This window comes from Bacillus sp. LB7, from assembly GCF_030449715.1.
GTDB lineage: Bacteria > Bacillota > Bacilli > Bacillales > Bacillaceae > Bacillus > Bacillus paralicheniformis.
Map to the genome: position 1 here is coordinate 1 of NZ_JASGCA010000025.1, position 23,907 is coordinate 23,907.

A 23,907-nucleotide genomic window follows, 5' to 3' on the forward strand; every position below is an offset into this window, starting at 1 on the left:
GTCCGGTAGTTCAGTTGGTTAGAATGCCTGCCTGTCACGCAGGAGGTCGCGGGTTCGAGTCCCGTCCGGACCGCCATGTTGTACACAAACGAAATCTTTGAGGTTTTCGTTTTTTTTTATGTCTTCTTTCAGGTCTATGCTGAAAGCTTGGCTTCATCGGCGTTATTCACAATGTTTGCCGAATTTCTTTATTTCTTGGATAATTGGTGATAATTCGATAAACTAATGATAGTGTTTTGATTGGTTGCAACAGCAAAGGAGCAAATGATCTTATGGACGAATTTGAATTGATTCAAAGGATTACGCCCCGTTCGCTTTTTCACCGGGAAATAGAAATCGGTATTGGGGACGATGCCGCTGTTTATCATACAAAGAACGGTTATCAGGAGATTGTTGCGGTCGATACGATGGTCGATGGTATTCATTTTTTATCATCCCATTCATCGCCTGCCGATATCGGATATAAAGCATTGGCTGTGAATATTAGTGATATTGCCGCGATGGGAGGCAGCCCCAAGTATTATCTTGTATCCATCGCTGTTCCTTCCGGCTGGCGCGCGGCGGATATTGAAGCCATGTATGAAGAAATGAATAAACTGGCGACACTATATCAAATGGACTTAATCGGCGGTGACACCGTATCTGCCAACGGGCCGCTCGTTTTGACCGTAACAGTAATCGGCGAGATTGAAAAGGGCAGATCTTGTTTAAGAAGCCATGCCGAACCCGGGGATGTCGTTTTTGTGACGGGAGAACTTGGCTCATCTGCTGCCGGTCTGGCTTTTATATTGGGCCAAGCAGAGATGAAAGACGAGAAGCAGTCTCAATATTTTATAAAGCGGCACAAGAGGCCTATGCCGAGGGTTGAGGCAGGTTTGCTCTGTTCACGCTATCATCATGTGGCACTTAATGATATCAGCGACGGACTTGCCAGCGAATTAAATGAAATTGCCGAAGCGAGCCGTGTTTCCATTGACATATATAAAGAGTTGATTCCAATCCATTCGGATTTACATACATTGCACACAAAATGGGAAGAGTGGGTCCTTTTCGGCGGTGAGGATTTTGAACTCGTCGGTACGATTTCTAATGATCAATGGGAACGTTTTAGCCAGGAATGCTCTGAGCGTCATGTGCCGGTTTATCAAATCGGCCGCGTTACACAACAAGGGCAGGCGGACGTGTTTTATCATAATGGACAGGGCCGCGTTCTTCTCGAAAAAAAAGGATATAACCATTTTAAACAAGACAGGTGACAAGTAAAGTGAAAACGTTAGAGTGGAAAACGACAGAGCCTGAAGAGACAAAAGACATTGCCAGACTGGCAGCAAAGTATGTTCAGCCCGGTGATGTCATCACATTGGAGGGCGATCTTGGAGCAGGCAAAACGACTTTTACGAAAGGATTTGCCGAAGGGCTCGGAATCAAGCGGGTTGTCAGCAGCCCGACTTTTACCATCATCAAAGAATACCGGGACGGCTCTCTTCCGCTGTTTCATATGGATGTTTACAGAATGGAAGATGAAACGGAAGATCTCGGATTAGATGAATATTTTGAGGGAGACGGCGTCTGCCTTGTGGAATGGGCGCATTTGATTGAGGAGCAGCTTCCGAAAGAACGCCTTGAGGTGGTCATTAAGCGGCTTGGCGATGATGAACGAAAGCTGACCTTTACCCCTAAAGGCAGCCGCTACGAAAATCTTTGCGAGGAGATCAGCAAACATGACGATACTTGCGATTGATACATCCAATTTAACGCTCGGTGTGGCATTAATTAAAGACGGAAAAGTGATAGCCGAGCATATATCCCACTTAAAGAAAAACCATTCGGTCAGAGCTATGCCGGCGATCGATGAACTCCTAAAAGAGTGCGGTCTAGAGCCGAATGACCTGACCCAAATTGCAGTTGCCAAAGGTCCGGGTTCATATACAGGCGTGCGGATCGGTGTTACGATTGCCAAAACGCTTGCATGGTCATTAAATATTCCGATTAAAACCGTTTCAAGCCTAGAAGTGTTGGCGGCAAACGGCCGTTTTTTCCAAGGCTTGATTTGTCCGTTGTTCGATGCCAGACGCGGTCAGGTTTATACGGGACTATACCAGTATAGGGACGGCAAACTGCATGGCTTGGAAGAGGACCAAAACATTCTGCTTGAGGATTGGCTTAAAAAGCTGAAAGCCATGGATCAGCAAGTCCTTTTCATAGGAAGTGACACAGAGATTCATCAGGAAATGATCGAACAGATTCTCGGTGAACAAGCGGTCATTGCTGGCCCTGCCCTGCAGCTTCCACGACCTTCAGAATTGGCTTTAATCGGAGAACTTAAAGAGGCCGAGCCTGTGCACAGCGTTGTTCCAAACTATATTCGTCTGGCCGAAGCCGAGGCCGTCTGGCTTGAAAAACAAAAGTAAACGGGTGAAGCCATGAACACGCAAATGGTCATACGCGATATGAATCGAAAAGATTTGGACCAGGTTTTTGAAATTGAAAAAAGCTCTTTTTCTTCTCCGTGGAAAAAAGAATCTTTTCATCATGAGCTTTTTCACAATATGTATGCACATTACCTCGTTCTCGAAGTTGAGGAGCAAGTTGTCGGCTACTGCGGGATTTGGATCGTCATGGATGACGCCCAGATCACCAACATTGCCGTTTCCCCTGCATATCGGGGCCGCCGTTTCGGAGAAGCTCTTTTGAAAGCCGCGATGAAGCTTTGCCGGATGAAAAAGGCGGTTCAGCTTTCTTTAGAGGTGAGGGTATCGAATCATATTGCACAAAGCTTATACAAAAAGCTCGGCTTTGAGCCGGGAGGAATTCGCAAAAATTATTATACCGATAATGGGGAAGATGCATTATTAATGTGGGTGAGACTAAATGAATCATAAAAAAGATCTGTATGTATTAGGAATCGAAACAAGCTGTGACGAGACGGCCGCCGCGATTGTCAAAAACGGAACGGATATCATGTCAAATGTCGTAGCGTCGCAAATCGAGAGTCATAAACGGTTTGGCGGCGTCGTTCCCGAGATCGCATCAAGGCATCACGTGGAACAGATGACGATCGTGCTTGAGGAAGCCTTTGCACAAGCGGACATGACATTTGATGACATTGATGCCATCGCAGTAACGGAAGGACCGGGGCTTGTCGGCGCTTTATTGATCGGCGTGAATGCCGCGAAAGCGCTCAGTTTTGCCCGGGGGATACCGCTCGTAGGCGTCCATCACATTGCCGGTCACATCTATGCCAACAGACTTGTTCAGGACATTCAATTTCCGGCGATTGCCCTTGTCGTCTCAGGCGGCCACACCGAACTCGTGTATATGAAAGAGCACGGCTCATTTGAAGTCATCGGAGAGACGCTTGACGATGCGGCAGGCGAAGCCTATGACAAAGTGGCGAGAACGATGGGGCTTCCTTATCCGGGAGGACCTCACATTGACAAACTTGCGCAAAAAGGCGAGGCAAATGTGCCGCTGCCGCGCGCATGGCTTGAAGAAGGTTCTTATCATTTCAGCTTCAGCGGATTGAAGTCCGCAGTCATCAACACGCTTCACAACGCTTCGCAAAAAGGTGAAACGATCGCTCCGGAAGATTTGTCAGCCAGCTTTCAGGAAAGCGTCATTGATGTCCTCGTCACAAAAACGGAACGTGCTGCGAAAGCTTATGGGGTCAAACAGGTGCTGCTTGCCGGAGGAGTTGCTGCAAACAAAGGGCTGAGAGCGGCGCTCGAAAAAACGTTCAGCAGCCATCCGGAGATTGAGCTTTTGATCCCGCCGCTTTCGCTGTGTACGGACAATGCCGCGATGATTGCCGCCGCAGGTACGGTTGCTTTTGAAAAAGGAATCAGAGGAAAATATGATATGAACGGTCAGCCCGGCTTAGATCTGACGTCTTATTAAAACCTCACGCTCTGTGAGGTTTTTTTGCCCGGGAATAGTTATTAACAGGTTGTTAACATATATCCACAGTCTTGTGTATAATGTTAAAAACCTTAATTTACAGACCTTTTTTACCTGTTAATAATGTGTATAAATATTATGTTTTTTGTGGATATTGTGGGTAAATCGCTTTCTTTCTTTTAAATAAAGGATTTTAATTGTGGACAAAAAAACCGCTCCGGCCTAGAGCGGTTCAGCCTTTATTCATTTGTAGAGAGTGTTTCCCATTCTGATAACAGTTGTTCAAGCTCCTCATTCAGCCGTTCATTTTCAGAGTGGATTTCCTGGACCTTCTCATGGTCTTGGAAGACGGCGGGGTCGCACAGGAGCTCTTCATTCTTTTCGATCTGTTCTTCAATGTCCGTAATTCTTGTTTCGATTTCTTCAATCCTGCGCTGCCGCTGGCGTTCTTTTCTTTTCAGCTCTTTTTCTTCTTCATAGCTCTTTTTTGCGCCCGGTTTTTCGGAAGCGTTATTCTGACGGTCTTCCGTCTGTTTTTCTAGTTCTTTCAGTTCAAGCTGCTGCGCTTTTTTTTCTGTGTAATAATCGTAGTCGCCTAAATATTCTTCGGCTTTGTCGCGGGAAAGCTCCAGTACTTTTGTCGCGATCCGGTTGATAAAATAGCGGTCATGGGACACAAATAATATCGTTCCCGGGTAATCGATCAAAGCGTTCTCCAAGACTTCCTTGCTGTCCAGGTCGAGATGGTTTGTCGGCTCATCAAGGATAAGGAAGTTCGCTTTTTGCAGCATCAGCTTGGCGAGGGCAAGTCTCGCTTTTTCGCCTCCGCTTAACGCGTGTACAGGTTTTAATACGTCTTCTCCCGAAAACAGGAAGTTGCCGAGGCAGGTCCGGATATCCTTTTCATTCATCTCCGGATAATCGTCCCAAAGTTCGTCAAGCACACGTTTTGACGACGTCAATTCAGCCTGTTCCTGGTCATAGTAGCCGATTGAGACATGGGAGCCTGTCGCGATTGTTCCCGACACCGGCTGCAGCTTTTGAATCAATGCTTTCAAAAGGGTTGACTTGCCAATTCCGTTCGGCCCGACCAGGGCAACGCTTTCCCCGCGGGTAATGCGAAAGTTCAATGAACGGAGAAGCGGGGGCTGCTCCTGATAGCTTACTGTCAAGTCTTCCACCCGCAGTACATCGTTTCCGCTTTGCCTTGTAATTTCAAAGCGGAAAGACGCCGACTTTTCATCTCCGAGCGGTTTGTCCATAATCTCCATCCGTTCAAGCTGCTTTCGTCTGCTCTGCGCTCGTTTCGTCGTCGAAGCTCTGGCCAGATTCCGGTCGACGAACTCCTGCAGCTTGGCGATTTCGTCCTGCTGCTTTTCGTAAAGCTTTGTTTCCTTTTCCAGCTGTTCGGCTTTTAATTGGAGATAAGAGCTGTAGTTCCCGGTATATTTTTTGCTTTGGGACCGGCTGATCTCGTAAACTTGGGTAACCACTTTGTCAAGAAAGTACCTGTCATGGGAAACGATTAAAATCGCTCCGCTGTAGTTTTGCAAATATTGTTCAAGCCATGTCAGGGTGTCGATATCCAAGTGGTTTGTCGGTTCGTCCAAGATGAGGAGGTCGGGTTTTGTCAAAAGCATTTTTCCGAGGGCAAGCCTTGTTTTTTGACCTCCGCTTAAATCCTGGACGCGGACGGAGTCGTCAAATCCCGCAAAGCCGAGCCCGTGCATGACGGATCTGACCTCTGCCTCATATTGGTAGCCGCCTTTGTCCTTGAACTCCTGCTGAAGCCTGTCATACGTCTTCATCAACGATTCAAGCGTGTCCGGTCCGGCCTGCGCCATCTTTTCCTCGATCGCGCGCATTTCTTTTTCCATTTTTTTTAGAAAATCAAATACCGACAGCAATTCCTCTTTGAGCGTCAGCTTGGAATCGAGGCCGGAATGCTGGTCAAGGTAGCCCATCGTCAAATCTTTCGGCTTGATGATGTCCCCCTTTTCATATGAAAGTTTTCCTGCGATAATCTTTAGAAGAGTCGATTTTCCGGCGCCGTTGCGTCCGACGATTGCAATCCGGTCCCGAGATCTGACTTCGAGTTTTATATTCGTTAAAATCGTATCTGCTCCAAACGATTTTGAAAGCTGGTTCACTTGTAAAATCATCATGATCTTTCACCTCTTGTCTGCTATTTTAAGTGTAGCCTATCACTGCGCAGTCAGCAAACAATTAAGTGAAGTCTGGAAGATTTTAGCCAAAGAAAAAGACAGAATGAAAAAAATAGTGTATGATCGTTATAAGGAGAGTTCAGAACATGAATGAGTTTACACATTTTAATGAACAAGGCAGAGCCAAGATGGTTGATATAAGCGAAAAGGAAGCTTCAGTACGTACAGCTGCGGCTGTTTCAAGCGTGTCTATGAATCGAACAGTACATGAAAAAATCAAAAACCGGGAAATCGGAAAAGGCGATGTATTGGCGGTGGCGCAAGTGGCCGGAATCATGGCCGCAAAACAGACATCCGCCATCATCCCGATGTGCCATCCCATCGCTCTGAAAGGAGTCGACATCGCCTTTCGCTGGGAGGAGAAAGAACAGAAGAGCATCCTGCATATTCAATCTAAAGTGAAGACCAAAGGGAGCACAGGTGTGGAAATGGAAGCGTTAACTTCGGCCTCCATATGTGCGCTGACCGTATATGACATGTGCAAAGCGGCGGATAAGGGAATGGTGATAGGACCGACCTATCTTCTCGAAAAGACAGGCGGGAAAAACGGTGACTATAAAAGGGAAAAAGCTGATGTAGACATGGAGGATTAGTTTATGAACATGGATCATTCAAAAATTCCGCAAGCGACAGCGAAAAGGTTGCCATTATATTATCGTTTTTTAAAAAACCTTCATGCATCCGGAAAACAGCGTGTATCTTCCGCTGAGCTGAGCGATGCCGTCAAAGTCGATTCCGCGACCATCCGCAGGGATTTCTCGTACTTCGGCGCGCTCGGAAAAAAAGGATACGGCTACAATGTCAATTATTTGCTGTCCTTTTTCAGAAAGACGCTTGATCAGGATGAAATGACGAACGTAACGCTCATTGGCGTGGGGAATTTGGGGACAGCCTTTCTCCATTACAATTTTATCAAAAACAATAATACAAAAATCGCCATGGCGTTTGACATCAATGAGGAAAAGATCGGAACCGAGGTCGGGGGCGTTCCCGTCTATGATCTGAATAGGCTTGAAGAGCATATGACGGATGATATCCCCGTCGCCATTTTGACGGTTCCGGCTCAAGCCGCACAGTCGATTACAGACAGGCTGGTGGCGCTTGGCATTAAAGGCATTCTTAATTTTACGCCGGCCCGCTTGAATGTGCCGGAACACATTCGCATTCATCATATAGATTTGGCGGTTGAACTTCAGTCGCTGGTGTATTTCATGAAACATTATTCAATGCAGGAAAAGTAAAACGGAAAACGAAAAATAAAGGAAAGGGGGCAGGCTTTATGCCAATCGGTCCTGGAAGCTTTATTTTAATTGTCGTGGTGGCGCTTTTGATATTCGGCCCGAAAAAACTTCCCGAGCTGGGAAGAGCGGCGGGAAACACGCTGAGGGAGTTTAAAAATGCGACAAAAGGTTTGGCTGACGACGATTCCGATAAAAAGAAAGAAGATCAGTAGGATAGGATGACATTTATGAAGGAAAGAGAAATGTCGCTGATAGAACATATCACAGAACTACGCAGACGGCTTGTGATCACTTTTTTCTTTTTTGTTTTATTTGTTGCGGCAGGCTTTTTATTGGCAAAGCCGCTGATTATCTATTTACAGCAGACAGATGAAGCGAAGCTGCTGACGCTTAACGCGTTCAAGCTGACCGATCCTTTATTTGTGTACGTGCAGTTCGCGTTCATCATCGGCGCCGTCTTGACTTCGCCGCTTGTTTTATACCAGCTGTGGGCTTTCATCAGCCCGGGGCTGTATGAAAAAGAACGAAAAGTGACGCTCAGCTACATTCCGGTATCGATTATTCTTTTTTTAGGCGGCATTGCCTTTTCTTACTTTATTTTATTTCCGTTTGTCGTGGACTTTATGACGAGAGTCTCAGATGACCTGAATGTCAACCAGGTCATCGGTATACACGAATATTTTCAGTTTCTGCTTCAGTTGACGCTTCCTTTTGGCTTATTGTTTCAGATGCCTGTGGTCATCATGTTTATCACAAGGCTCGGCCTCGTGACGCCGATGTTTTTGGCGAAAATCAGAAAATACGCATATTTTGTGTTGTTCGTCATTGCGGCGCTCATTACACCGCCTGAGCTTTTGTCGCATTTAATGGTCTCAGTGCCATTGCTCATTCTTTATGAAGTCAGTATCGTGATTTCAAGAATATCCTACAGGCAGGCGCAAAAAACAATGATTCAAGAGGAAAATCAAGCGTTTTTGAACGACCATACAAAATAAGAGCCATTCTTTTTCAGAATGGCTCTTTTCCTTCACAAAAAAGGCTATTGATCCTTTCGCTTCATCTTTCCGGCAAGGGCGAACATTTTAAAGGAAATGCTGATATTATAGGCTGCGAAAAGCATCAGCAGGATCGTATAAAAAGACCACATGTTTCCGGGCGAGGTTGCCGCCAGATACGTAAACAGCACACCCGTTAATAAGTAAAGCGCTCCCCAGAATGTAGGGCTTCTCATCATAGAAATCCTCCAATAATCATTTGCATTTTCTCGACGTGTTTCAAATATTCTTCAATAGGCTCCCGGAATGTCTGCAGCAAGACGACGAAAGTATTCATGGCGACATGGGCGAAAATGGGCACGATAATCCGGTTGGTCCTGACATATAAAAAGGCGAATGTGAATCCCATTGCCGTATAAATGAGCAGATGGCTGAAATCCAAATGGACGACCGAGAAGAGCACCGAACTGAACAGAGCGGCAACGAAAAAATTCGTTTTCTCATAGATCGCACCGAAAATGATCTTTCTGAAAATGATTTCTTCAAGAATCGGACCGAATACAGAAGAGACAAACACCATCAGCGGCAATGCGGTGATGATTTCCATGATCCGCTGCGTATTTTCGGATTCCGGATTGACCCCGAACAAGTTCATTTCGATCGAAGCGGCAATTGTCTGCGCAAACAAAGCGAGAAAGACGCCGGCTACCGCCCATCCGATTGACGCTCCAACCGATGCTTTCGGACGGTTGCGAAGCGTCGTCTTCGGCACCGTCCGCAAAATCAGCAGCACGATAACGAGACAGAGGGTAAACGCGATGACAGACCAGACGCCTGTCAATGTAAGCTGGGCTTCAGCCTTTGGCTGTCCTTTGCCCACTCCCAAGAAGTAGAGAAGAGGCAAGCCGACAAAGGCCGACAATTGCATGAGAACGTATGCCAATATAATAAACCAGTATTGTTTTCTCAAGCTTTATGTACTCCTTTTCTAAAAATCTAAATCAGACTATGTTTATTGTAACACACTCTTTTTAAATTATAGGATGATAAGGATATGCGGAGAAATGTAAGCGCAAAAAAATTTGACCTTTTCACTTGAAATTGCCTGGGAGATTCTTTATTATAAGAATTGTGTTAGCACTCACCGAGTGCGAGTGCTAAAATTACATATGAAAATATTGAGGAGGTTGTTTCATTGTTAAAGCCATTAGGTGATCGCGTTGTCATTGAGCTCGTTGAGTCTGAAGAAAAAACTGCCAGCGGAATCGTACTTCCTGACTCCGCAAAAGAAAAACCACAAGAGGGTAAAGTGGTTGCAGCCGGTTCAGGCCGTGTGTTAGAGAGCGGAGAGCGCGTTGCATTAGAAGTTAAAACAGGCGACCGCATCATCTTCTCAAAATATGCAGGTACCGAAGTGAAATATGAAGGTACTGACTACTTAATCTTGCGTGAAAGCGACATTTTAGCTGTAATCGGCTAAGTCATAAATAAAAACGAGACAATTATATAGGAGGTTCGAATAATATGGCAAAAGATATTAAGTTTAGCGAAGAAGCCCGCCGTTCAATGCTGCGCGGTGTAGATGCATTGGCGGATGCTGTAAAGGTAACTTTGGGACCTAAAGGACGCAACGTCGTTCTTGAGAAAAAATTCGGTTCTCCATTAATCACAAACGACGGTGTTACCATCGCGAAAGAAATCGAGCTTGAAGACGCGTTCGAAAACATGGGCGCAAAGCTTGTTGCTGAAGTTGCGAGCAAAACAAACGATGTTGCCGGTGACGGTACAACAACAGCGACAGTTCTAGCTCAGGCGATGATTCGCGAAGGTCTTAAAAACGTAACTGCCGGCGCTAACCCTGTAGGCGTGCGCAAAGGTATCGAGCAGGCTGTGGCTGTAGCGGTTGAAAGCCTGAAAGAAATCTCCAAACCAATCGAAGGCAAAGAATCAATCGCACAAGTTGCTTCAATCTCCGCTGCTGACGAAGAAGTCGGAAGCCTGATCGCTGAAGCAATGGAGCGCGTTGGCAACGACGGCGTCATCACAATCGAAGAATCCAAAGGATTCACAACAGAGCTTGAAGTGGTTGAAGGTATGCAGTTCGACCGCGGATATGCGTCTCCTTACATGGTGACAGATTCCGATAAGATGGAAGCGGTTCTTGAAAATCCGTACATCTTAGTAACAGACAAAAAAATCACAAACATTCAAGAAATCCTGCCGGTGCTTGAGCAAGTCGTTCAGCAAGGCAAGCCATTGCTTCTGATTGCTGAAGACGTTGAAGGTGAAGCTCTTGCAACATTGGTTGTCAACAAGCTTCGCGGAACATTCAACGCAGTGGCTGTTAAAGCGCCTGGATTCGGCGACCGCCGCAAAGCGATGCTCGAAGACATCTCTATCCTGACAGGTGCCGAAGTGATCACAGAAGATTTAGGTCTTGACCTTAAATCAACTCAAATCAACCAATTGGGACGCGCTTCTAAAGTTGTTGTGACAAAAGAAAACACAACAATCGTTGAAGGTGCGGGAGATACAGAGCAAATCGCTGCACGCGTCAACCAAATCCGCGCTCAAGTTGAAGAAACAACTTCTGAGTTCGATAAAGAAAAATTACAAGAGCGCCTTGCTAAGCTTGCCGGCGGCGTAGCTGTCATCAAAGTCGGCGCTGCGACTGAAACAGAATTGAAAGAACGCAAGCTTCGCATCGAAGACGCCCTGAACTCTACTCGCGCTGCGGTAGAAGAAGGAATCGTATCCGGCGGTGGTACAGCTCTTGTCAATGTTTACAATAAAGTAGCTGCCCTTGAAGCTGAAGGCGACGAACTGACTGGTATCAACATCGTTCTTCGCGCTCTTGAAGAACCAATCCGTCAAATCGCGCACAATGCGGGTCTTGAAGGATCTGTCATCGTTGAGCGCCTGAAAGGCGAAGCCATTGGCGTAGGCTACAACGCTGCAACAGGCGAATGGGTGAACATGATCGACAAAGGTATCGTTGACCCTACAAAAGTTACACGTTCAGCTCTGCAAAACGCAGCTTCTGTAGCGGCTATGTTCCTGACAACTGAAGCAGTTGTTGCCGACAAGCCTGAAGAAAACAAAGGCGGCGGCGCAGGAATGCCTGACATGGGCGGAATGGGTGGCATGGGCGGCATGATGTAATAGGTTTTTAAAAGCTTATTATATCAAGTTTTCCCTACCTCTCGTGGAGTTTTTGCCCACATTTTGCCCACGGTAGACAGATTAAAGTAAGCTTCTCATGAGTTCACTGAACTTGTGGGAAGCTTCTTTCTTTTTTGGCTTAGTGATATGCAAATAAATATTTTTGGTTGTATCATCATCAGTGTGTCCCAAACGATCCATAATTTGTTCCAAGCTAACCCCTGCTTCAGCCAGCAGAGAGGTATGAGTGTGTCTTAATGAATGTGGGGTTAGTGATGGATTTAAATTGGCAATTTTAAGCAATCTTTTCATACGTATTTCAATTAACTTCACATAAGCCGGATACCCTGCATTTACTTCATCCAATTGAGCAAAAACAAACCCTTCATTATGATACGTCTTGCGGTGTTTCATTTGCACTTCTTTTTGAACTTTTCTAAGCTGATCAAGCTCGATCAGGACATTTTTCGTAACATCTATCACACGTTTAGATTTTTTTGTTTTTGGAGTAAGTAATTCGTATTCTTTTATGACATTTCGTGGGTTGTAATACGTTTTTGTAATGCTTATAGTTTGTTCTTCAAAGTCGATGTCGCTCCATTTTAAAGCACAAAGTTCTCCAGCTCTCATGCCTGTATAGGCAAGCGTTAAGAATATGGGATAGTCACGAATATCCATTTGATGATCCGGGATAATAGAGAGAAATTGTGCAAGTTCTTCTTTCTCTAAATATTTTGGTAATTCTTTTTCTCGCTCTAATTCCTCAACGGTTTTTTGAACTTTCGGGACAATCGTATATTCGGTTGGATTGGTTTTGATCACTTCAAGTTCAATCGCACGTTTAAAGATCATTCTCCCGGTTCGGTGGGCACCGTCGATTGTATTTTCTGCATATCCTCTCGCTTTTAAGTCATTGAGCGCCTCTTGATATTGCTTGCGTGTTATATCCTTCATCTTCAAATGCTGAAAATAGTCCATCAAACGACTGATTTCATGCTTACGAACCCTTATTGTACTTACCTTTACTTTCCCTGTGTTTTCATACCAGATCAGCCATTCTTTAGAGAACTCTTCGAATGTAATTTCTTTCTCTTCAATATAGGTTCCTTGCAGTAGCTCATATTGGATTCGTTTAGCTTCCTCTTCGGCTTCTGCCTTTGTTCTAAACCCTCCAACTTCTTTTTGTTTACGCTTACCAGTAGTCGGATCAACAATATCATACCGATAGTACCACTTTGCGCCACAGGTACACCGTTTCTTTTTGCACTTACAGCCACGACGCCTAAATGATCCTTTCATTATTCATCATCCTTTACAACTTTTGTGTGAATTGTATCGCTTGTCCGATGATTCTAGCTGGGTTTTCCGGGGTGATAATATAAGGACTGTAATTCGGATTATCCGGCATCAAAATTACTATATCTCCTTGGCGCTTAATTCTCTTCAGGGTAGCTTCGGTGTCGCCGTTAACAAGTACGGCAGCTATTTCCCCATTCTCTACTTCCGGTTGTTCGCGTACTAATACGTATGATCCGTCAGGGATCGTTGGTTCCATGCTTGTCCCTTTTGCCTTTAGATAAAATAGATTACCACTTGGTAGTTGATCAGGAGACTCATACACATATTCAGTTACATTTTCTTCGGCTAATATCGGTTCACCACAAGCAATTGTTCCTAGTACAGGAATTGGCACTGTTTGTGGTGCAATAGGAGTGAGATTGGATGGGGATTCTTCTGTCAATTGAGTACGAGTAATCCCGAAATAATCAGCCATTAATTGAATTTTGTCCGGCCTAGGATATGTTTTTCCTTTAACCCAGTTAGATACGGTCATTTCTGGAATATTTAAATCTCGAGCCATCATAGTTTGAGATATTCCCTTACGTTTTAATTGTTTTTTTAAATTGTTTGCCATGATTTCCTTTAGTTTTTGAATATCGATCATTTTAATTTTCCTCCTTAATTTCTTCCTTATTATAGTACCTAAAAACGGTAAGTATGTAAAGAATAAAACTACTTATTTTCGGTAAAAATAATGTTAAAAGGTATTGACGGTAACTTTTAAAGGTAGTATATTGAGAGCATAGAATAATGAAAGGAGTTAAAAGTGTTGATTAAAATAACTTTAGCTGCAGCTAGGGTCAATGCGGGCTTAAGCCAAGCACAAGCTGCTAAAGAGATTGGCATAACACCAAAAACTCTGCGGAATTATGAAAAAGGTATTACTGCTATTCCCGGTTATCGTCTTAAGAAAGCTGCAGAAGTTTATGACTTGCCTGAAGACATAATCAAATTACCCATTGTGAATGACGGGGCTTACGATGAAGAAGAAAAAAATTTGCAATTAACTACCGTTTAAAGGTACATGAGGGTGAAAGGAGATTTTAATACTATGCAAATAATTGATCAATTGCCGCCAATACTTACTGTTAAGCAAGTTGCAGAGTTTATGGGATGGCATCCAAATACTGTTTATCAACGTTGTACATCTGGCGATTTGCCAAGTTTTAAAAGTGGTAACAGCAGGCGGATTCGCCGAGAAGCATATTTAGAATGGATAAAAAGAATGGAAGCTGAAAACTGAAATTTTTAGGAGGTCATATAGATGGAAAATCAATTAGTTTTCAATAAAGAAAATATTGCTGTTACAGACAGTTTGATAATCGCTGAAACGTTTGATAAACAGCATAAAGACGTTTTGAGAGATATCCGTATTCAAATGGACTATGCAGGCGAAGAGTTTTCACAGCGCAATTTTGCGCCGTCAAATTATGAAGTACGTGGTAAACAATATCCAAAATATGACCTAACCGAAGAGGCATTCACATTGGTTGTGTTCGGTTACAACACAAAGGAAGCTGTTCAAACCAAAATTAAATTCATTCAAGAATTTAAACGGATGAAAGAATACATCCAGAACCAGCAACAACCAAAAGCGATGAACGCAAAAGAAAGCATACTTGCCAACATGAAATTAACGATTCAATTAAACGAAGATGTTGACGGAATGAAAGAAGACATAAAGCAACTTCGGCATGATATGGATAAAAAATTAACGCTTGATTATTCACAGCAGCAAGCCATGAGAAACGCAGTCAACAAACGTGTGCATAAGCTCTGGAACGAGGATATGGTAGACAAAAAAAACTATGAAACGACGAGAAGAGTTTATGCAGCATTATGGAAGAACCTAAAAGATGCGTACAGAGTAAACGCCTATCCGAACATCCTGCAAAAAGACTTTGAAGAAGCGATGAGCTTCATTGAAGGATGGAGACCGATTTTTAACGGAAGTCAATCGGCATAAGTGCCGGGGGTTTCCCAGGTAGGGAAAAAATTTTAGTCCGCAAACTTGCGGACTCACATAAAGGGAGTCGGTAAAACTGGACGCCCTTACAAAAAAGGAGGATTGATGATGTTTTTTGTCAGCTATGTATGGCTAAACAATCAAATTCATGTCGTAATCAGTGAATCCATCCAAACACACAATCAGGCTTTGGACAAGCTAAGACAGCAAGGTGGTACCATCATCCAAAATGAACGCAAAGACAATGCTCTCGGCTCTGTAATTGTCAATGGGAAAAAATCAGTTTGGCCTTTAACCAAGTCGGAAGGGCTGAAAGCAAATGGCTGAGGTCAAGTGGATTAAGCTAAGTACGCAAATGTTTGAAGACGAAAAAATCAAACTAATCGAACAGATGCCGGAGGCTGACACCATTTTAATCATATGGGTCAAGCTGCTGGCCCAGGCTGGGAAAACCAATGCGTCAGGCTATATCTTCCTGAGCAAAAATATTCCGTATACGGACGAAATGCTGGCGACTATTTTCAATCGTCCGTTACCGATCGTAAGAATGGCATTACAGACATTTCAGCGGTTCGGCATGATTGAGATAGATGAACATAATTTCATTAATATTTCAAATTGGGAAAAGCACCAAAATATCGAAGGAATGGAGAAAATACGCGAACAAAATAGGATCAGGAAGCAGCGGCAAAGGGCAAAACAAAAGGTTTTAAGTGCTCCTTCAAATGAAAGTCACGTGACTTCACGTGACAGTCACGCAACAGAAATAGATAAAGAATTAGATAAAGATATAGATAAAGAAAATAATATATTGTCGGGTAAACCCGACGACGTATCTTCTGAAAAAGATGAAATTCCTTACAAACTGATCATTGACCTTTTAAACAAAGTCGCTGGAACAAAGTACAGACATACTACAGCAAAAACCAGGTCTTTAATTAAGGCACGCTGGAATGAAGGCAATCGATTTGACGACTTTAAACATGTCATTTTAGTTAAATGGGAAGAATGGCGCGGTTCTGATATGGACAAGTATTTAAGACCTGAAACGCTGTTCGGTACTAAGTTTGAGAACTATCGTAATCAAAAGCCAAAAGGGGGAAGCCGCATTGATCCAGGAACAGAAGACCAATACTCGGGCCTCTTTTAAAACGATTAGCCCTAAGTTTAAAAGCCTGGCTCATTTGATTCCCGAGAAGATCGGCACGCGCATATGCCCTGATTGCGGGACTGAAGTTCCTATTTACCGCAAGGGAGAAAAAGAAATCAGCCATTGTTTGACCTGTGATAACAAAGGGTTGGAAAAAGAAATGAATGAGTTCAAGCGGCAATCCGAGGCGGAAGCTTTCTTCTGGAATAACAGCCTTATCCCGCCGGACACGAGAGATAAAACATTCGAAAATTACCCTTTGAAAACTGCTACGGAATCACAAATTGCCGCCTTTTCTAAAATCAAATGGTATGCGGAGAATTTTGGACAATGGGAGGGCTTTGATTCTCTCATGCTACAGGGGTCTTACGGAGTCGGCAAAAGCCATTTAGCCCACAGCGCTGCCATGTATATAAAATCTCTCGGTAAGAAGGCGGCATTCATCAATACAAAAATGCTACTGCGCCGGATACGAAACGCTTACGGCGAACGATCAAAAGAAACTGAGGAAGGCATTTTGCAAAACATTGAAAAATCGGATTTTCTCGTCATTGATGATTTGGGCGCGGAGTATGTCAAAAAGGACAAAGGCGGTGAGGAATCTTGGGGTGCTGATTTAATGCTGTCTATTGTGGAATCACGGGAACACGCGCCGACGATCATCACAACCAACTACAACAGCCAGGATTTAAAAAATAAGTATGGGCAGCACGGCGGGCGAATTGTTTCACGCTCTTTAACCGGCGCCAAAGTCATTAAAATTCAAGGACCAGATAATCGTTTGGAGGTGGCGACAAGTGGATGGTAAGGAATTAAAACCGATCATGCCTGGGGTGTGGGGGCATCTTGAAACCAACAAAACACCAGAGGAACTCAAACAAGGATTGAAGGAGCTTGAAACAAAGCTCGAAAATCTACTGGCCTATTGGTCAAATGTACGGAGGGATAAAGCATGAAACACGGAAAGCGACCAACACGCTCGCAAAAGAAAATCATCAAAAAGAACGGTTTAAACCCTGAGAACTGGCTTATATCAAAGAATCTACAGCATGAACAGAGATTACTAGTTGTTCACCGTCATACCGGTACCGTGCGGGAGTGTTGGGCGTGAAAAAGACTGACCGCGCTGATCGTTTAGAAATTGCCTTGGATAGCTTAAATTATGAATGGTCATATGTCCAGCTTTGTAAATTGATAGATTACTGGTATGACGGCAAATCATTATATGACGCTGCCGATCTTCTGAGAAGAAAACCGGACGAGCTTTTGATTCTGATTGTGGACCTTGCAAAAAGAAGGATTCTGCCTCACAGGCCTTACGGTATAGCCGCGAATCCGAGAATATGGATCGGTCCCCAAAGGATGATTAAAAAGAACGGAGTAAGACAGCTATTCTGTGAAAGCCCTGTTTATATCCCGTTCCTTGAAAATAATTTTATCTGGTATGATCAGGAGCTTTATAGGTTTAGAGATTTGTGGGATCGGGGTCAGTCCATTATCAAAATAGCCAAATCCTTCAAAAGAGAAATAGAAGAATTATTGTTCCTCGTCATTGATCAGGGGAACAAGGGAATGATTCAGCCGCGAAATGGGGGGCTTTTAGGTGAGGAAGCATCTGAACAAGAAAAAAGGCGGTGCAAGATTATCGTTTGAAAAAGCATCCTTACAGCAGCTTTTAGTGATTATCAGGTTTGAACATTGTCCAAAGCGTTACAAAAATGCCGCTTTGAAAAATCTTTTAAAGAGGTGAAATCTTTATGACAGAACAAGAGCGAATGGAAAAAATCGAATGGATTAATTTGATTGAAAGATACGGGAAGGAATCACTTAAAAGCAAAAGTGATGAGGAAATTGAAAAGCTTTTTAACCTGGCTATGCTCAGGCAGACGGATGAAATCTTTGCATAAAAAAACCAGAGCTATTAAAAGCCCCGGAAAATAAAAACCCAACACTTTTATTTTAACACGGGGGTGCGGCTGGTGAACAGTCCTAAAGAGATCAACGTCAATCAAGATTTATCAAGCAAAATTCAAGACGGGAAGGTCACTGTCATTGTTTTAGATGGCTTGAACGGAAAGGCTTATGAAGCACAGGCACCGGAACACGGCAGAACGATCATCGAAACATTTAAAGGTGACTTTTCACGGATTAATCTTGAATCATCACACAAATTCAATTAATTTGCAGGGGCTTTCCCCTGCGGGGGAGGAACGGAATGTTTAAAGCAAAGACAATAACCTTTAATTCTGAAACATATATGATTGGTCAAAAATATAAGCCGCCAGGCTTCACAAAGATGGCGACTGTCACAAATATTGTAGATAATCGGAATGCTTATTCACATAACGAGGGCGGTTTTGAGGTCCGCTTTGATTCAGGGGATTTCTTACGGATTTATTCAAACGATGTTGTCATCCATTGGGAACAGACGGGCGGTGATGCGAAATGAAAGTATGGCATACTTCTTCAACGGACAGAAAGCCCTGTGTTATGTGTAACCGAAAAACAGGGACTTATAAAACCTATGAGCAAGCGAACATGAATATAAAAATCCCGTTGTGCGATACCAACGAAAGAGATTGTTACAGGAAAGTGGATGTCAAAAAAATTGCAGATCAAGCGTTGCGATCTATCAAAAAATCCATTCAGGAGGTAGAGGGATGAGCGGCTTTAAATATGCAGTATTCGACACAGTCTGGAACGAAATGGAGTTTTATAAAGATGAAGAAGAAGCAAAACGAGACTACGAGAGAGGTAAAAAGGCCGTTTCAGAACGTAATACGGGCGAACCCGAAATAATTTATCTACTTGAGATTGTCAAAAAGGAGGAAATCAAATAATGAAAACAATTCCAGTGATAGCATTTAAAGCGAAAGGCAAAGAAAAAAGGTATTTGTGTGATGGGCCAGATTGCGGCGACTGGTCAGATGAAAACTTGGACGTTACAAACATAGAGGACGCCTTATGTTTGGTGAGAAAAGACAAAGAAAGGCCGACAGATGATGACGTAGATAGCTTTTTTCATATGCTGCAGTTTTTAGATTGGGTAGATGCTATGGACATCAAAGAAAATTATGACCCTGTTCATATCGATCTGACAGAAGCGCAATTCAACGTCATTAAAAAGCGGAATGATTGGGGGACTGATGACTAATGCAGAAGATCAAAAGACTCATCGTCCGGCTGCTCGGGCGGAAAAAGAAGGAACAGAAAAAAGTGTTTGAATGGTGGAAGTTGATATGAAGGGAACGGGCGGGATGAAAATGTTCAATGCAAACACAAAGGTCAACTTCTCAATAGGTTTAGCCACGCACAGCAGCATAACAATTGAAGAAACGCGTACATTAGGCGAACTCGGTATCTGCGGAGAAAATGAAGAAGTTACAGAAGAAGAGATTTCTTGGGAACTAAGTCGCCTCTATGAAGAATGGGCAGATGAACAGATAGACGGCGGTTGGAGTTTTGAAAATGAAAGTGATTAAAGCGCTGCTGTCGATCATACTACAGGCCGGATACAGGGAAAAACAGATCGAACAATGGTTACAAGATGACGGGAGGTAACAAAATGAAAATCAAAAAACAACAAGTTAATTCTCGGTATTGTGGACTTATCAAGGACGTTCTCACACTTGAAAGATTCGAAGAGGAAGGAAAACAGTTCGTGAAGGAAACGCGATCAATCTACTATGTTGGGATCCCGGTAAGAAGATCGATGATCATACGACCAGCAAGTTTGAGCGATTCATTAAGAGCGGTATTTGGAGGCGTCTGATTATGGAGGGGATGTTGAAAACGGCTTTAGCTTTAGGGCATGGGTGTTGGTATTGCGGCGGAAAAGATGGCGACGATTTGGGCTTTTCAATAGAATTCGACACACCGGTTCATAAATGTTGCTTGAGTGGTGCCATTGCGCGAAATGCGGACGATGAAGAAGCGCGGATCATGCTTGATGAATTGGAGGGGGAGGAATGAACACAGCGCGCATAGTTTGGAGCGGCATTGTCAGCGCGGTGAAAAAATGGATGGCGAAAGATGGCAATTACACATACACCATAGAAGAAGGCCCATACGGTGATTTTGATTTAACTATAGATAGCCCAATCAGCGGCAAAATGCATTTATGGTTCCCCAGTTACAGAAGCGCTCGCGATTATTTAAGACGCGAGGAAGATTTCAAAGGCAGAATGAAATTGGTTAAGGAGGGCGCGGAATGACAAGAGTGAATGATGAGTTATTTAAATACTATTGCGCGGACTGTGAGGAATGGTTTTTTTTAGAAATGCCTGAATGTCCTTCCGAAATTTTTTGCCCTTTCTGCGGAATCCAAGATGTTGCGATAGATTCGGATGATTTAAGAAAAATAGAAGAGGCGATGAAGGAATGACACTTTTACAATCTTCATTACTCCATACAATCAAGGCGCAGCGGGAAAACATGATGACCATTGATGAGCTGGCTAATATGTACGCACTTCACCCGGATTACGTGAAATCGATCATAGAGCGAACAGAAGGGCTGGCGATTAAAGGCAACGTTGCCTATGCTCCGAAACAATCTTCTCTGTTGCCGATACTTGGGGTTGCCGGGCTGTTCACGGCAATAGTGATCTTGCCGCAGTTGATAAATTAAAATTTATAGGCGCTCCGAGCGCCGGGAAGGAGAATGAAGGATGAAAAAATTCGGCGGTAATAAAAAACTAGATGATGTAATATTAAATGCAAAAATTCAAGGATGGGTAGTCGATACAGAAAAGTTTGATAAGGCGGGAAGCGATTGGATTTATTTAAGAGATATGTATGGTCAAGTCGAAAGTAATGACGGCATTCCTAGACAAATTGCTTATAACACAACAAACGGGCACTTCTTTGTATATGAACCGTTATCAGAAGAAGCAGTAGCAACTCATTTATCAACAGATTTTGATAACGATTTTTGGTATAACGAAATACTGAATATGGTGTATGAGCCAATCACTAATTAAAACAGCGGCCGGAGCCGGGAAGGTGAGGAAATGAGAGAGCTATATTGCAGGGTGTTTCATTTTAAATATTGGCGAACATATCGAAGGTGGAGCAATCTTGCTGAATGTAAAAAGTGCGGATGGTGGCATAAGATTGGAGAATAGGCTGAATATAGGCCGGAGTCGGTAAGGAGAATGAGGGATGAATTACACAGAATGCCCGGAATGCGGGAATAAGCAGATCATCGAGTATGGAGAGGAAACTTTTCAATATGAACGTTCTGCGAGAACAGGGAAGTTATTACGGAGGTCGATTGAGGAAGGCGGCTGGTGTGCTTTCAAATGCCGTTGCGGTTGGGATAGCTATAAGGAACAGTTTGAAGTGGATGAAGATGACGAGGAGGATGACGAATGGCCGATATTCTAAGAGAAGCAAGGCGGGGAATTCAAGAGATTCTGGAACACGGTTTCGAAGTTAAGAAAATCAACTTGCGGCCGGATGTGAAAAGAAGATTAGTCCGGGACCATTTGGACCTATTAGCCATCGTCGGAAAAGATGACGAAGAAGGAGAGAAAACCAAATGGAAAATCTTCAACTATCCTGTAGACGTGGGATTCATGAAAGAAGATTTTAAAATCGAATTTCGGGTGGGAACGCATATTTTAGAACTTGGCCCGGATGAAGAAATCGTGAAGGCTCACAGTTACACGCATGACGGGTTGATCAGAGTATCTTATCAAGTTGTCCGCCGGAAGGGGGAAACGCTATGAAACAGGATTACAAGGCCGTTTTGGAGCAAGCCATTGATATTTTTGACCGAAAGTATGGGGCGAACGGCAGATTATACCTCATGTTCTGGCTGCAAGACAATTTGATGAAAACCGTCGGCGGACGGAAATAGAATAATGTCCTAGATGGAATACCTGCGGACACTGAACTTACAGCTTTTACGCTGTTTGTTTGGTGTCCGTTTTTTATTTGTCCCGGCTGCGGTCTAGCGAAAGGAGCAATAGATATGAAGCACACCAAAAGAAAACGCCCTGAAAAAACACGGGAACGCTCTGAGCGCTTTTGGCGAGAGATTATGGGGCAAAACAAGCAGATTCTTAAACGAGGGAAAGGCGGCGCTTATAAGCGTAAATAAAGGGAGGAATAAACCATGCTATTTCAATTACCCGAAATCGATAGAGAAGCGACGAAAAAGAAAATTGAAGCCATACTGGATAATTACAGGGTGGTTCTCTTGCAAGTGCCAGATGATCTGCTGCCGAAGATAACAGCGGGCTTTAACATCGTTCCACCGTCAAATACAAACGCGTTTCATTCATCTACCGAGGATACGGCCATCAAAAGAATTGAAATGGAACAGGAACGACATGCCTTTCTTTTAAAAATTCAAAAGGCTGTGAATCGATTGCCGGCCAATGAACGGCAGATCATCATCATGAGGTATATGTCACAGGATCACCGTTTTGATTATGAGGTTTACAACGAAATCGGGTTAAGCCCGCGCACATACTTCCGGATAAAATCGCGTGCTTTTTACAATCTGGCTTTTGCATTGAAAGAAGAAGTGTATGTGAAGGGAAGTGCTTCGTAATGAATTTTGTGCAGCCTATCCGGGATATGGACCAGATTTATTATATAAAGAAATTCCTAAGAGAACGGAGTGAAAGGAACTATCTGCTTTTCGTCACCGGCATAAACTCAGGCTTGCGTATATCCGATTTACTTCGTTTAAGAGTCCGCGACGCCAAACGAATGTACATCGATTTACGCGAGAAGAAAACCGGCAAGCAGAAACGGATCAAAATAAATAAGGCCCTAAAAAAGGCCCTGGCTGACTATATTAAAGATAGAGATGACCAGGAATTTTTATTTAAGAGCCGTGAAGGGCTTAACAAACCAATCAGCAGAAGCACGGCATATAACATACTCAAAGAAGCTGCGGAATACGTGGGGCTTGATGGTATAGGCACGCACACTATGAGAAAAACGTTCGGTTATTGGCATTATAAAAAATTCAAGGACGTTGCTCTGCTGCAAGAGATATTTAACCATTCCAGCCCGGACGTCACGCTTCGATATATCGGGATCACTCAAGACACAATGGATCAAACAATGGACGCATTCAGCTTGTAAGCTCATCTGTCTTCAAAACGGATGAGTTTTTTTTCTGCCTATTTTAACGAACTAACCATAATGAGAAAGTGTCCAACTCATTTTAAGGAAATGGCTACAAACTATGCAGGGCAAAGGGTTCAGCATTTCCGTGAATTGGACACAATATAAGATATGGTTAATTCGTGGATAATGTGGATAAATGGAATCTGAATGTTATTTTTTGTGATAAACTATTAGCAAAAAAATATAAATTCGAAGGGGGGAGATTAAGTTGAGTATAGACAATTGGCTTCAATTATTAGGCATATTTACAACAGGAGTTTTTAGTTTTTTAGTATGGAAAGCGACAGTTAAAAGCAACAAGTTGTCAAAGGAAAACTTTGAATTTGCAAAAGAAATAAAACAGATTGAAAAAACGATACAGGATAACAGGGAATGGAAATACAGGAGGATTTATGCGCATTGGATAGACACAAGGATAAACAAGATGATTACGGCTCTTTTAAAACAAATTTATGAATATGATCCCGACTATATAAAAGATGTACCCAGAGAAATTGGTTTAAGTAATGATACCTTAGCAAAGTACTTTACAATTTCTGAAGTAACGGACATTCTTTATGTTTTCGAATTATATAATGACTATCTTAAAGAACATTGGTTAAAGACAAAAGAAGAGTTTTATACAGGACATTCAGATTCTGAATATGAATTATTACGTGAGAGCTCACAAACAGTGTATGATATTTTAGTAGGTTATAGAGATAGTCTTAATTTACAATTGCATGGTAATACACCAATGGAAGAGCTCATGGGAGATGTTAAATGGAAACCTTAAATTCAAA

At 43.2% G+C, this 23,907-nt stretch carries 43 protein-coding genes; 38 read left to right on the forward strand and 5 right to left on the reverse strand.

Annotated features, from left to right (window positions below):
* The first annotated feature begins 272 nt into the window (after positions 1 to 272).
* From thiL to tsaD, 5 genes are read left to right on the forward strand one after another with little or no spacing between them, the layout of a single operon-like run.
* Positions 273 to 1,256, forward strand: a complete 984-nt coding sequence (gene thiL, locus QMZ64_RS20775) for a thiamine-phosphate kinase (RefSeq protein WP_265627750.1) — start codon at positions 273 to 275, stop codon at positions 1,254 to 1,256.
* Positions 1,257 to 1,264: 8 nt separating this feature from the next.
* Entirely contained in the window at positions 1,265 to 1,741 is a 477-nt protein-coding gene (tsaE, locus tag QMZ64_RS20780) for a tRNA (adenosine(37)-N6)-threonylcarbamoyltransferase complex ATPase subunit type 1 TsaE (protein WP_243944573.1), read from the forward strand.
* Positions 1,722 to 2,411 carry a tRNA (adenosine(37)-N6)-threonylcarbamoyltransferase complex dimerization subunit type 1 TsaB gene (gene tsaB, locus QMZ64_RS20785; RefSeq protein WP_243944571.1) on the forward strand — a complete coding sequence of 230 codons (690 nt, stop codon included), beginning with the start codon at positions 1,722 to 1,724 and terminating at the stop codon, positions 2,409 to 2,411. Before tsaE ends, tsaB begins: the two co-directional genes overlap by 20 nt.
* Before the next feature lie 12 nt (positions 2,412 to 2,423).
* Positions 2,424 to 2,882 (forward strand): ribosomal protein S18-alanine N-acetyltransferase, encoded by a 459-nt coding sequence (gene rimI, locus QMZ64_RS20790; protein ID WP_243944569.1) that lies wholly within the window; start codon positions 2,424 to 2,426, stop codon positions 2,880 to 2,882.
* Entirely contained in the window at positions 2,872 to 3,897 is a 1,026-nt protein-coding gene (tsaD, locus tag QMZ64_RS20795; protein WP_265627749.1) for a tRNA (adenosine(37)-N6)-threonylcarbamoyltransferase complex transferase subunit TsaD, read from the forward strand. The genes rimI and tsaD overlap by 11 nt, the downstream gene beginning before the upstream one ends.
* A gap of 239 nt (positions 3,898 to 4,136) precedes the next feature.
* Here the strand turns inward: tsaD and QMZ64_RS20800 are convergent, their stop codons facing one another.
* The gene (locus QMZ64_RS20800) at positions 4,137 to 6,062 is read right to left on the reverse strand and encodes an ABC-F family ATP-binding cassette domain-containing protein (RefSeq protein ID WP_265627748.1); all 1,926 of its coding nucleotides are present in this window, start codon (positions 6,060 to 6,062) and stop codon (positions 4,137 to 4,139) included.
* Between the two features lie 146 nt (positions 6,063 to 6,208).
* Between QMZ64_RS20800 and moaC the strand changes: the two genes are divergently transcribed.
* From moaC to tatC, 4 genes are read left to right on the forward strand one after another with little or no spacing between them, the layout of a single operon-like run.
* Positions 6,209 to 6,715 (forward strand): cyclic pyranopterin monophosphate synthase MoaC, encoded by a 507-nt coding sequence (gene moaC, locus QMZ64_RS20805; protein WP_265627747.1) that lies wholly within the window; start codon positions 6,209 to 6,211, stop codon positions 6,713 to 6,715.
* A gap of 3 nt (positions 6,716 to 6,718) precedes the next feature.
* Positions 6,719 to 7,363, forward strand: coding sequence for a redox-sensing transcriptional repressor Rex (locus QMZ64_RS20810; protein ID WP_035337111.1), 645 nt, complete (start codon positions 6,719 to 6,721; stop codon positions 7,361 to 7,363).
* Between the two features lie 38 nt (positions 7,364 to 7,401).
* Positions 7,402 to 7,575 (forward strand): twin-arginine translocase TatA/TatE family subunit, encoded by a 174-nt coding sequence (locus QMZ64_RS20815; protein ID WP_020450330.1) that lies wholly within the window; start codon positions 7,402 to 7,404, stop codon positions 7,573 to 7,575.
* Positions 7,576 to 7,581: 6 nt separating this feature from the next.
* Positions 7,582 to 8,358, forward strand: a complete 777-nt coding sequence (gene tatC, locus QMZ64_RS20820; RefSeq protein ID WP_265627746.1) for a twin-arginine translocase subunit TatC — start codon at positions 7,582 to 7,584, stop codon at positions 8,356 to 8,358.
* Between the two features lie 44 nt (positions 8,359 to 8,402).
* Here tatC and QMZ64_RS20825 read toward each other — a convergent pair whose 3' ends face one another.
* On the reverse strand, positions 8,403 to 8,594 hold the full coding sequence (locus tag QMZ64_RS20825; RefSeq protein ID WP_243944559.1) for a YdiK family protein: 192 nt from the start codon (positions 8,592 to 8,594) through the stop codon (positions 8,403 to 8,405).
* The gene (locus tag QMZ64_RS20830; RefSeq protein ID WP_265627745.1) at positions 8,594 to 9,328 is read right to left on the reverse strand and encodes a CPBP family intramembrane glutamic endopeptidase; all 735 of its coding nucleotides are present in this window, start codon (positions 9,326 to 9,328) and stop codon (positions 8,594 to 8,596) included. Before QMZ64_RS20830 ends, QMZ64_RS20825 begins: the two co-directional genes overlap by 1 nt.
* A gap of 225 nt (positions 9,329 to 9,553) precedes the next feature.
* Between QMZ64_RS20830 and groES the strand changes: the two genes are divergently transcribed.
* Entirely contained in the window at positions 9,554 to 9,838 is a 285-nt protein-coding gene (gene groES / locus QMZ64_RS20835) for a co-chaperone GroES (protein ID WP_003179248.1), read from the forward strand.
* A 44-nt stretch (positions 9,839 to 9,882) separates the two neighbouring features.
* On the forward strand, positions 9,883 to 11,520 hold the full coding sequence (gene groL / locus QMZ64_RS20840; protein ID WP_265627744.1) for a chaperonin GroEL: 1,638 nt from the start codon (positions 9,883 to 9,885) through the stop codon (positions 11,518 to 11,520).
* Positions 11,521 to 11,601: 81 nt separating this feature from the next.
* Here groL and QMZ64_RS20845 read toward each other — a convergent pair whose 3' ends face one another.
* A complete protein-coding gene (locus tag QMZ64_RS20845; protein WP_265627743.1) occupies positions 11,602 to 12,819 on the reverse strand; it encodes a site-specific integrase in 1,218 nt (405 codons plus the stop codon).
* Between the two features lie 13 nt (positions 12,820 to 12,832).
* Entirely contained in the window at positions 12,833 to 13,465 is a 633-nt protein-coding gene (locus QMZ64_RS20850; protein ID WP_265627742.1) for a LexA family protein, read from the reverse strand.
* Between the two features lie 165 nt (positions 13,466 to 13,630).
* On the opposite strand from QMZ64_RS20850, the gene QMZ64_RS20855 reads away from it, so the two are divergent.
* From QMZ64_RS20855 to QMZ64_RS20980, 27 genes are all read left to right on the forward strand, one after another.
* Positions 13,631 to 13,879, forward strand: coding sequence for a helix-turn-helix domain-containing protein (locus QMZ64_RS20855; RefSeq protein WP_043054093.1), 249 nt, complete (start codon positions 13,631 to 13,633; stop codon positions 13,877 to 13,879).
* 33 nt (positions 13,880 to 13,912) lie between these two features.
* A complete protein-coding gene (locus QMZ64_RS20860) occupies positions 13,913 to 14,104 on the forward strand; it encodes a helix-turn-helix domain-containing protein (protein WP_065643945.1) in 192 nt (63 codons plus the stop codon).
* A 21-nt stretch (positions 14,105 to 14,125) separates the two neighbouring features.
* Positions 14,126 to 14,827: a Rha family transcriptional regulator gene (locus QMZ64_RS20865; RefSeq protein ID WP_265627741.1), complete on the forward strand. Its 702-nt coding sequence runs from the start codon at positions 14,126 to 14,128 to the stop codon at positions 14,825 to 14,827.
* A gap of 105 nt (positions 14,828 to 14,932) precedes the next feature.
* On the forward strand, positions 14,933 to 15,154 hold the full coding sequence (locus tag QMZ64_RS20870; protein WP_277686374.1) for a hypothetical protein: 222 nt from the start codon (positions 14,933 to 14,935) through the stop codon (positions 15,152 to 15,154).
* Positions 15,147 to 15,977, forward strand: a complete 831-nt coding sequence (locus QMZ64_RS20875; RefSeq protein WP_265627740.1) for a phage replisome organizer N-terminal domain-containing protein — start codon at positions 15,147 to 15,149, stop codon at positions 15,975 to 15,977. Before QMZ64_RS20870 ends, QMZ64_RS20875 begins: the two co-directional genes overlap by 8 nt.
* Entirely contained in the window at positions 15,937 to 16,785 is an 849-nt protein-coding gene (locus QMZ64_RS20880) for an ATP-binding protein (RefSeq protein ID WP_265627739.1), read from the forward strand. Before QMZ64_RS20875 ends, QMZ64_RS20880 begins: the two co-directional genes overlap by 41 nt.
* Positions 16,775 to 16,933 (forward strand): hypothetical protein, encoded by a 159-nt coding sequence (locus tag QMZ64_RS20885; RefSeq protein WP_155392279.1) that lies wholly within the window; start codon positions 16,775 to 16,777, stop codon positions 16,931 to 16,933. Before QMZ64_RS20880 ends, QMZ64_RS20885 begins: the two co-directional genes overlap by 11 nt.
* Positions 16,930 to 17,088, forward strand: coding sequence for a DUF6906 family protein (locus QMZ64_RS23410; RefSeq protein WP_409365402.1), 159 nt, complete (start codon positions 16,930 to 16,932; stop codon positions 17,086 to 17,088). Before QMZ64_RS20885 ends, QMZ64_RS23410 begins: the two co-directional genes overlap by 4 nt.
* Positions 17,085 to 17,630, forward strand: coding sequence for a hypothetical protein (locus tag QMZ64_RS20890; protein ID WP_301441537.1), 546 nt, complete (start codon positions 17,085 to 17,087; stop codon positions 17,628 to 17,630). Before QMZ64_RS23410 ends, QMZ64_RS20890 begins: the two co-directional genes overlap by 4 nt.
* Positions 17,631 to 17,734: 104 nt before the next feature.
* Complete coding sequence (locus QMZ64_RS20895; protein ID WP_265627737.1) at positions 17,735 to 17,884, forward strand: BH0509 family protein; 150 nt, start codon at positions 17,735 to 17,737, stop codon at positions 17,882 to 17,884.
* Positions 17,885 to 17,956: 72 nt separating this feature from the next.
* On the forward strand, positions 17,957 to 18,157 hold the full coding sequence (locus tag QMZ64_RS20900; protein ID WP_065643950.1) for an XtrA/YqaO family protein: 201 nt from the start codon (positions 17,957 to 17,959) through the stop codon (positions 18,155 to 18,157).
* A gap of 35 nt (positions 18,158 to 18,192) precedes the next feature.
* Complete coding sequence (locus QMZ64_RS20905; protein ID WP_265627736.1) at positions 18,193 to 18,426, forward strand: hypothetical protein; 234 nt, start codon at positions 18,193 to 18,195, stop codon at positions 18,424 to 18,426.
* Between the two features lie 211 nt (positions 18,427 to 18,637).
* The gene (locus tag QMZ64_RS20910; RefSeq protein WP_265627735.1) at positions 18,638 to 18,817 is read left to right on the forward strand and encodes a hypothetical protein; all 180 of its coding nucleotides are present in this window, start codon (positions 18,638 to 18,640) and stop codon (positions 18,815 to 18,817) included.
* Positions 18,817 to 19,131: a hypothetical protein gene (locus QMZ64_RS20915; protein ID WP_301441538.1), complete on the forward strand. Its 315-nt coding sequence runs from the start codon at positions 18,817 to 18,819 to the stop codon at positions 19,129 to 19,131. The genes QMZ64_RS20910 and QMZ64_RS20915 overlap by 1 nt, the downstream gene beginning before the upstream one ends.
* 85 nt (positions 19,132 to 19,216) lie before the next feature.
* Complete coding sequence (locus tag QMZ64_RS20920) at positions 19,217 to 19,459, forward strand: hypothetical protein (RefSeq protein WP_265627733.1); 243 nt, start codon at positions 19,217 to 19,219, stop codon at positions 19,457 to 19,459.
* A 292-nt stretch (positions 19,460 to 19,751) separates the two neighbouring features.
* On the forward strand, positions 19,752 to 19,949 hold the full coding sequence (locus QMZ64_RS20925) for a hypothetical protein (RefSeq protein WP_265627732.1): 198 nt from the start codon (positions 19,752 to 19,754) through the stop codon (positions 19,947 to 19,949).
* On the forward strand, positions 19,946 to 20,191 hold the full coding sequence (locus QMZ64_RS20930) for a hypothetical protein (RefSeq protein WP_265627731.1): 246 nt from the start codon (positions 19,946 to 19,948) through the stop codon (positions 20,189 to 20,191). The genes QMZ64_RS20925 and QMZ64_RS20930 overlap by 4 nt, the downstream gene beginning before the upstream one ends.
* Positions 20,188 to 20,361: a hypothetical protein gene (locus QMZ64_RS20935; RefSeq protein ID WP_265627730.1), complete on the forward strand. Its 174-nt coding sequence runs from the start codon at positions 20,188 to 20,190 to the stop codon at positions 20,359 to 20,361. Before QMZ64_RS20930 ends, QMZ64_RS20935 begins: the two co-directional genes overlap by 4 nt.
* Complete coding sequence (locus tag QMZ64_RS20940) at positions 20,358 to 20,606, forward strand: hypothetical protein (RefSeq protein ID WP_265627729.1); 249 nt, start codon at positions 20,358 to 20,360, stop codon at positions 20,604 to 20,606. Before QMZ64_RS20935 ends, QMZ64_RS20940 begins: the two co-directional genes overlap by 4 nt.
* A 40-nt stretch (positions 20,607 to 20,646) precedes the next feature.
* Positions 20,647 to 20,958 carry a hypothetical protein gene (locus tag QMZ64_RS20945; protein ID WP_265627728.1) on the forward strand — a complete coding sequence of 104 codons (312 nt, stop codon included), beginning with the start codon at positions 20,647 to 20,649 and terminating at the stop codon, positions 20,956 to 20,958.
* Positions 20,959 to 21,139: 181 nt separating this feature from the next.
* Entirely contained in the window at positions 21,140 to 21,364 is a 225-nt protein-coding gene (locus QMZ64_RS20950; protein WP_265627727.1) for a hypothetical protein, read from the forward strand.
* Positions 21,349 to 21,708, forward strand: coding sequence for a hypothetical protein (locus QMZ64_RS20955; protein ID WP_265627726.1), 360 nt, complete (start codon positions 21,349 to 21,351; stop codon positions 21,706 to 21,708). Before QMZ64_RS20950 ends, QMZ64_RS20955 begins: the two co-directional genes overlap by 16 nt.
* Positions 21,705 to 21,839: a hypothetical protein gene (locus QMZ64_RS20960; protein WP_265627725.1), complete on the forward strand. Its 135-nt coding sequence runs from the start codon at positions 21,705 to 21,707 to the stop codon at positions 21,837 to 21,839. Before QMZ64_RS20955 ends, QMZ64_RS20960 begins: the two co-directional genes overlap by 4 nt.
* A 114-nt stretch (positions 21,840 to 21,953) precedes the next feature.
* Positions 21,954 to 22,082 carry a hypothetical protein gene (locus QMZ64_RS20965; RefSeq protein ID WP_265627724.1) on the forward strand — a complete coding sequence of 43 codons (129 nt, stop codon included), beginning with the start codon at positions 21,954 to 21,956 and terminating at the stop codon, positions 22,080 to 22,082.
* Between the two features lie 15 nt (positions 22,083 to 22,097).
* Positions 22,098 to 22,538, forward strand: a complete 441-nt coding sequence (locus QMZ64_RS20970; RefSeq protein ID WP_165426169.1) for an ArpU family phage packaging/lysis transcriptional regulator — start codon at positions 22,098 to 22,100, stop codon at positions 22,536 to 22,538.
* On the forward strand, positions 22,538 to 23,080 hold the full coding sequence (locus tag QMZ64_RS20975; RefSeq protein ID WP_043054103.1) for a site-specific integrase: 543 nt from the start codon (positions 22,538 to 22,540) through the stop codon (positions 23,078 to 23,080). Before QMZ64_RS20970 ends, QMZ64_RS20975 begins: the two co-directional genes overlap by 1 nt.
* A gap of 253 nt (positions 23,081 to 23,333) precedes the next feature.
* Positions 23,334 to 23,900 (forward strand): hypothetical protein, encoded by a 567-nt coding sequence (locus tag QMZ64_RS20980; protein WP_145644035.1) that lies wholly within the window; start codon positions 23,334 to 23,336, stop codon positions 23,898 to 23,900.
* Positions 23,901 to 23,907: the final 7 nt, after the last annotated feature.

Coding starts and splice junctions, on each gene's coding strand:
- thiL (WP_265627750.1), top strand. CDS start 273: ATGGACGAATTTGAATTGATTCAAAGGATTACGCCCCGTTCGCTTTTT.
- tsaB (WP_243944571.1), top strand. CDS start 1,722: ATGACGATACTTGCGATTGATACATCCAATTTAACGCTCGGTGTGGCA.
- rimI (WP_243944569.1), top strand. CDS start 2,424: ATGAACACGCAAATGGTCATACGCGATATGAATCGAAAAGATTTGGAC.
- tsaD (WP_265627749.1), top strand. CDS start 2,872: ATGAATCATAAAAAAGATCTGTATGTATTAGGAATCGAAACAAGCTGT.
- QMZ64_RS20800 (WP_265627748.1), bottom strand. CDS start 6,062: ATGATGATTTTACAAGTGAACCAGCTTTCAAAATCGTTTGGAGCAGAT.
- moaC (WP_265627747.1), top strand. CDS start 6,209: ATGAATGAGTTTACACATTTTAATGAACAAGGCAGAGCCAAGATGGTT.
- QMZ64_RS20810 (WP_035337111.1), top strand. CDS start 6,719: ATGAACATGGATCATTCAAAAATTCCGCAAGCGACAGCGAAAAGGTTG.
- QMZ64_RS20815 (WP_020450330.1), top strand. CDS start 7,402: ATGCCAATCGGTCCTGGAAGCTTTATTTTAATTGTCGTGGTGGCGCTT.
- tatC (WP_265627746.1), top strand. CDS start 7,582: ATGACATTTATGAAGGAAAGAGAAATGTCGCTGATAGAACATATCACA.
- QMZ64_RS20825 (WP_243944559.1), bottom strand. CDS start 8,594: ATGAGAAGCCCTACATTCTGGGGAGCGCTTTACTTATTAACGGGTGTG.
- groL (WP_265627744.1), top strand. CDS start 9,883: ATGGCAAAAGATATTAAGTTTAGCGAAGAAGCCCGCCGTTCAATGCTG.
- QMZ64_RS20845 (WP_265627743.1), bottom strand. CDS start 12,819: ATGAAAGGATCATTTAGGCGTCGTGGCTGTAAGTGCAAAAAGAAACGG.
- QMZ64_RS20850 (WP_265627742.1), bottom strand. CDS start 13,465: ATGATCGATATTCAAAAACTAAAGGAAATCATGGCAAACAATTTAAAA.
- QMZ64_RS20860 (WP_065643945.1), top strand. CDS start 13,913: ATGCAAATAATTGATCAATTGCCGCCAATACTTACTGTTAAGCAAGTT.
- QMZ64_RS20865 (WP_265627741.1), top strand. CDS start 14,126: ATGGAAAATCAATTAGTTTTCAATAAAGAAAATATTGCTGTTACAGAC.
- QMZ64_RS20870 (WP_277686374.1), top strand. CDS start 14,933: ATGATGTTTTTTGTCAGCTATGTATGGCTAAACAATCAAATTCATGTC.
- QMZ64_RS20875 (WP_265627740.1), top strand. CDS start 15,147: ATGGCTGAGGTCAAGTGGATTAAGCTAAGTACGCAAATGTTTGAAGAC.
- QMZ64_RS23410 (WP_409365402.1), top strand. CDS start 16,930: ATGAAACACGGAAAGCGACCAACACGCTCGCAAAAGAAAATCATCAAA.
- QMZ64_RS20895 (WP_265627737.1), top strand. CDS start 17,735: ATGACAGAACAAGAGCGAATGGAAAAAATCGAATGGATTAATTTGATT.
- QMZ64_RS20905 (WP_265627736.1), top strand. CDS start 18,193: ATGTTTAAAGCAAAGACAATAACCTTTAATTCTGAAACATATATGATT.
- QMZ64_RS20910 (WP_265627735.1), top strand. CDS start 18,638: ATGAGCGGCTTTAAATATGCAGTATTCGACACAGTCTGGAACGAAATG.
- QMZ64_RS20915 (WP_301441538.1), top strand. CDS start 18,817: ATGAAAACAATTCCAGTGATAGCATTTAAAGCGAAAGGCAAAGAAAAA.
- QMZ64_RS20920 (WP_265627733.1), top strand. CDS start 19,217: ATGAAGGGAACGGGCGGGATGAAAATGTTCAATGCAAACACAAAGGTC.
- QMZ64_RS20925 (WP_265627732.1), top strand. CDS start 19,752: ATGGAGGGGATGTTGAAAACGGCTTTAGCTTTAGGGCATGGGTGTTGG.
- QMZ64_RS20930 (WP_265627731.1), top strand. CDS start 19,946: ATGAACACAGCGCGCATAGTTTGGAGCGGCATTGTCAGCGCGGTGAAA.
- QMZ64_RS20935 (WP_265627730.1), top strand. CDS start 20,188: ATGACAAGAGTGAATGATGAGTTATTTAAATACTATTGCGCGGACTGT.
- QMZ64_RS20940 (WP_265627729.1), top strand. CDS start 20,358: ATGACACTTTTACAATCTTCATTACTCCATACAATCAAGGCGCAGCGG.
- QMZ64_RS20945 (WP_265627728.1), top strand. CDS start 20,647: ATGAAAAAATTCGGCGGTAATAAAAAACTAGATGATGTAATATTAAAT.
- QMZ64_RS20950 (WP_265627727.1), top strand. CDS start 21,140: ATGAATTACACAGAATGCCCGGAATGCGGGAATAAGCAGATCATCGAG.
- QMZ64_RS20955 (WP_265627726.1), top strand. CDS start 21,349: ATGGCCGATATTCTAAGAGAAGCAAGGCGGGGAATTCAAGAGATTCTG.
- QMZ64_RS20960 (WP_265627725.1), top strand. CDS start 21,705: ATGAAACAGGATTACAAGGCCGTTTTGGAGCAAGCCATTGATATTTTT.
- QMZ64_RS20965 (WP_265627724.1), top strand. CDS start 21,954: ATGAAGCACACCAAAAGAAAACGCCCTGAAAAAACACGGGAACGCTCT.
- QMZ64_RS20970 (WP_165426169.1), top strand. CDS start 22,098: ATGCTATTTCAATTACCCGAAATCGATAGAGAAGCGACGAAAAAGAAA.
- QMZ64_RS20975 (WP_043054103.1), top strand. CDS start 22,538: ATGAATTTTGTGCAGCCTATCCGGGATATGGACCAGATTTATTATATA.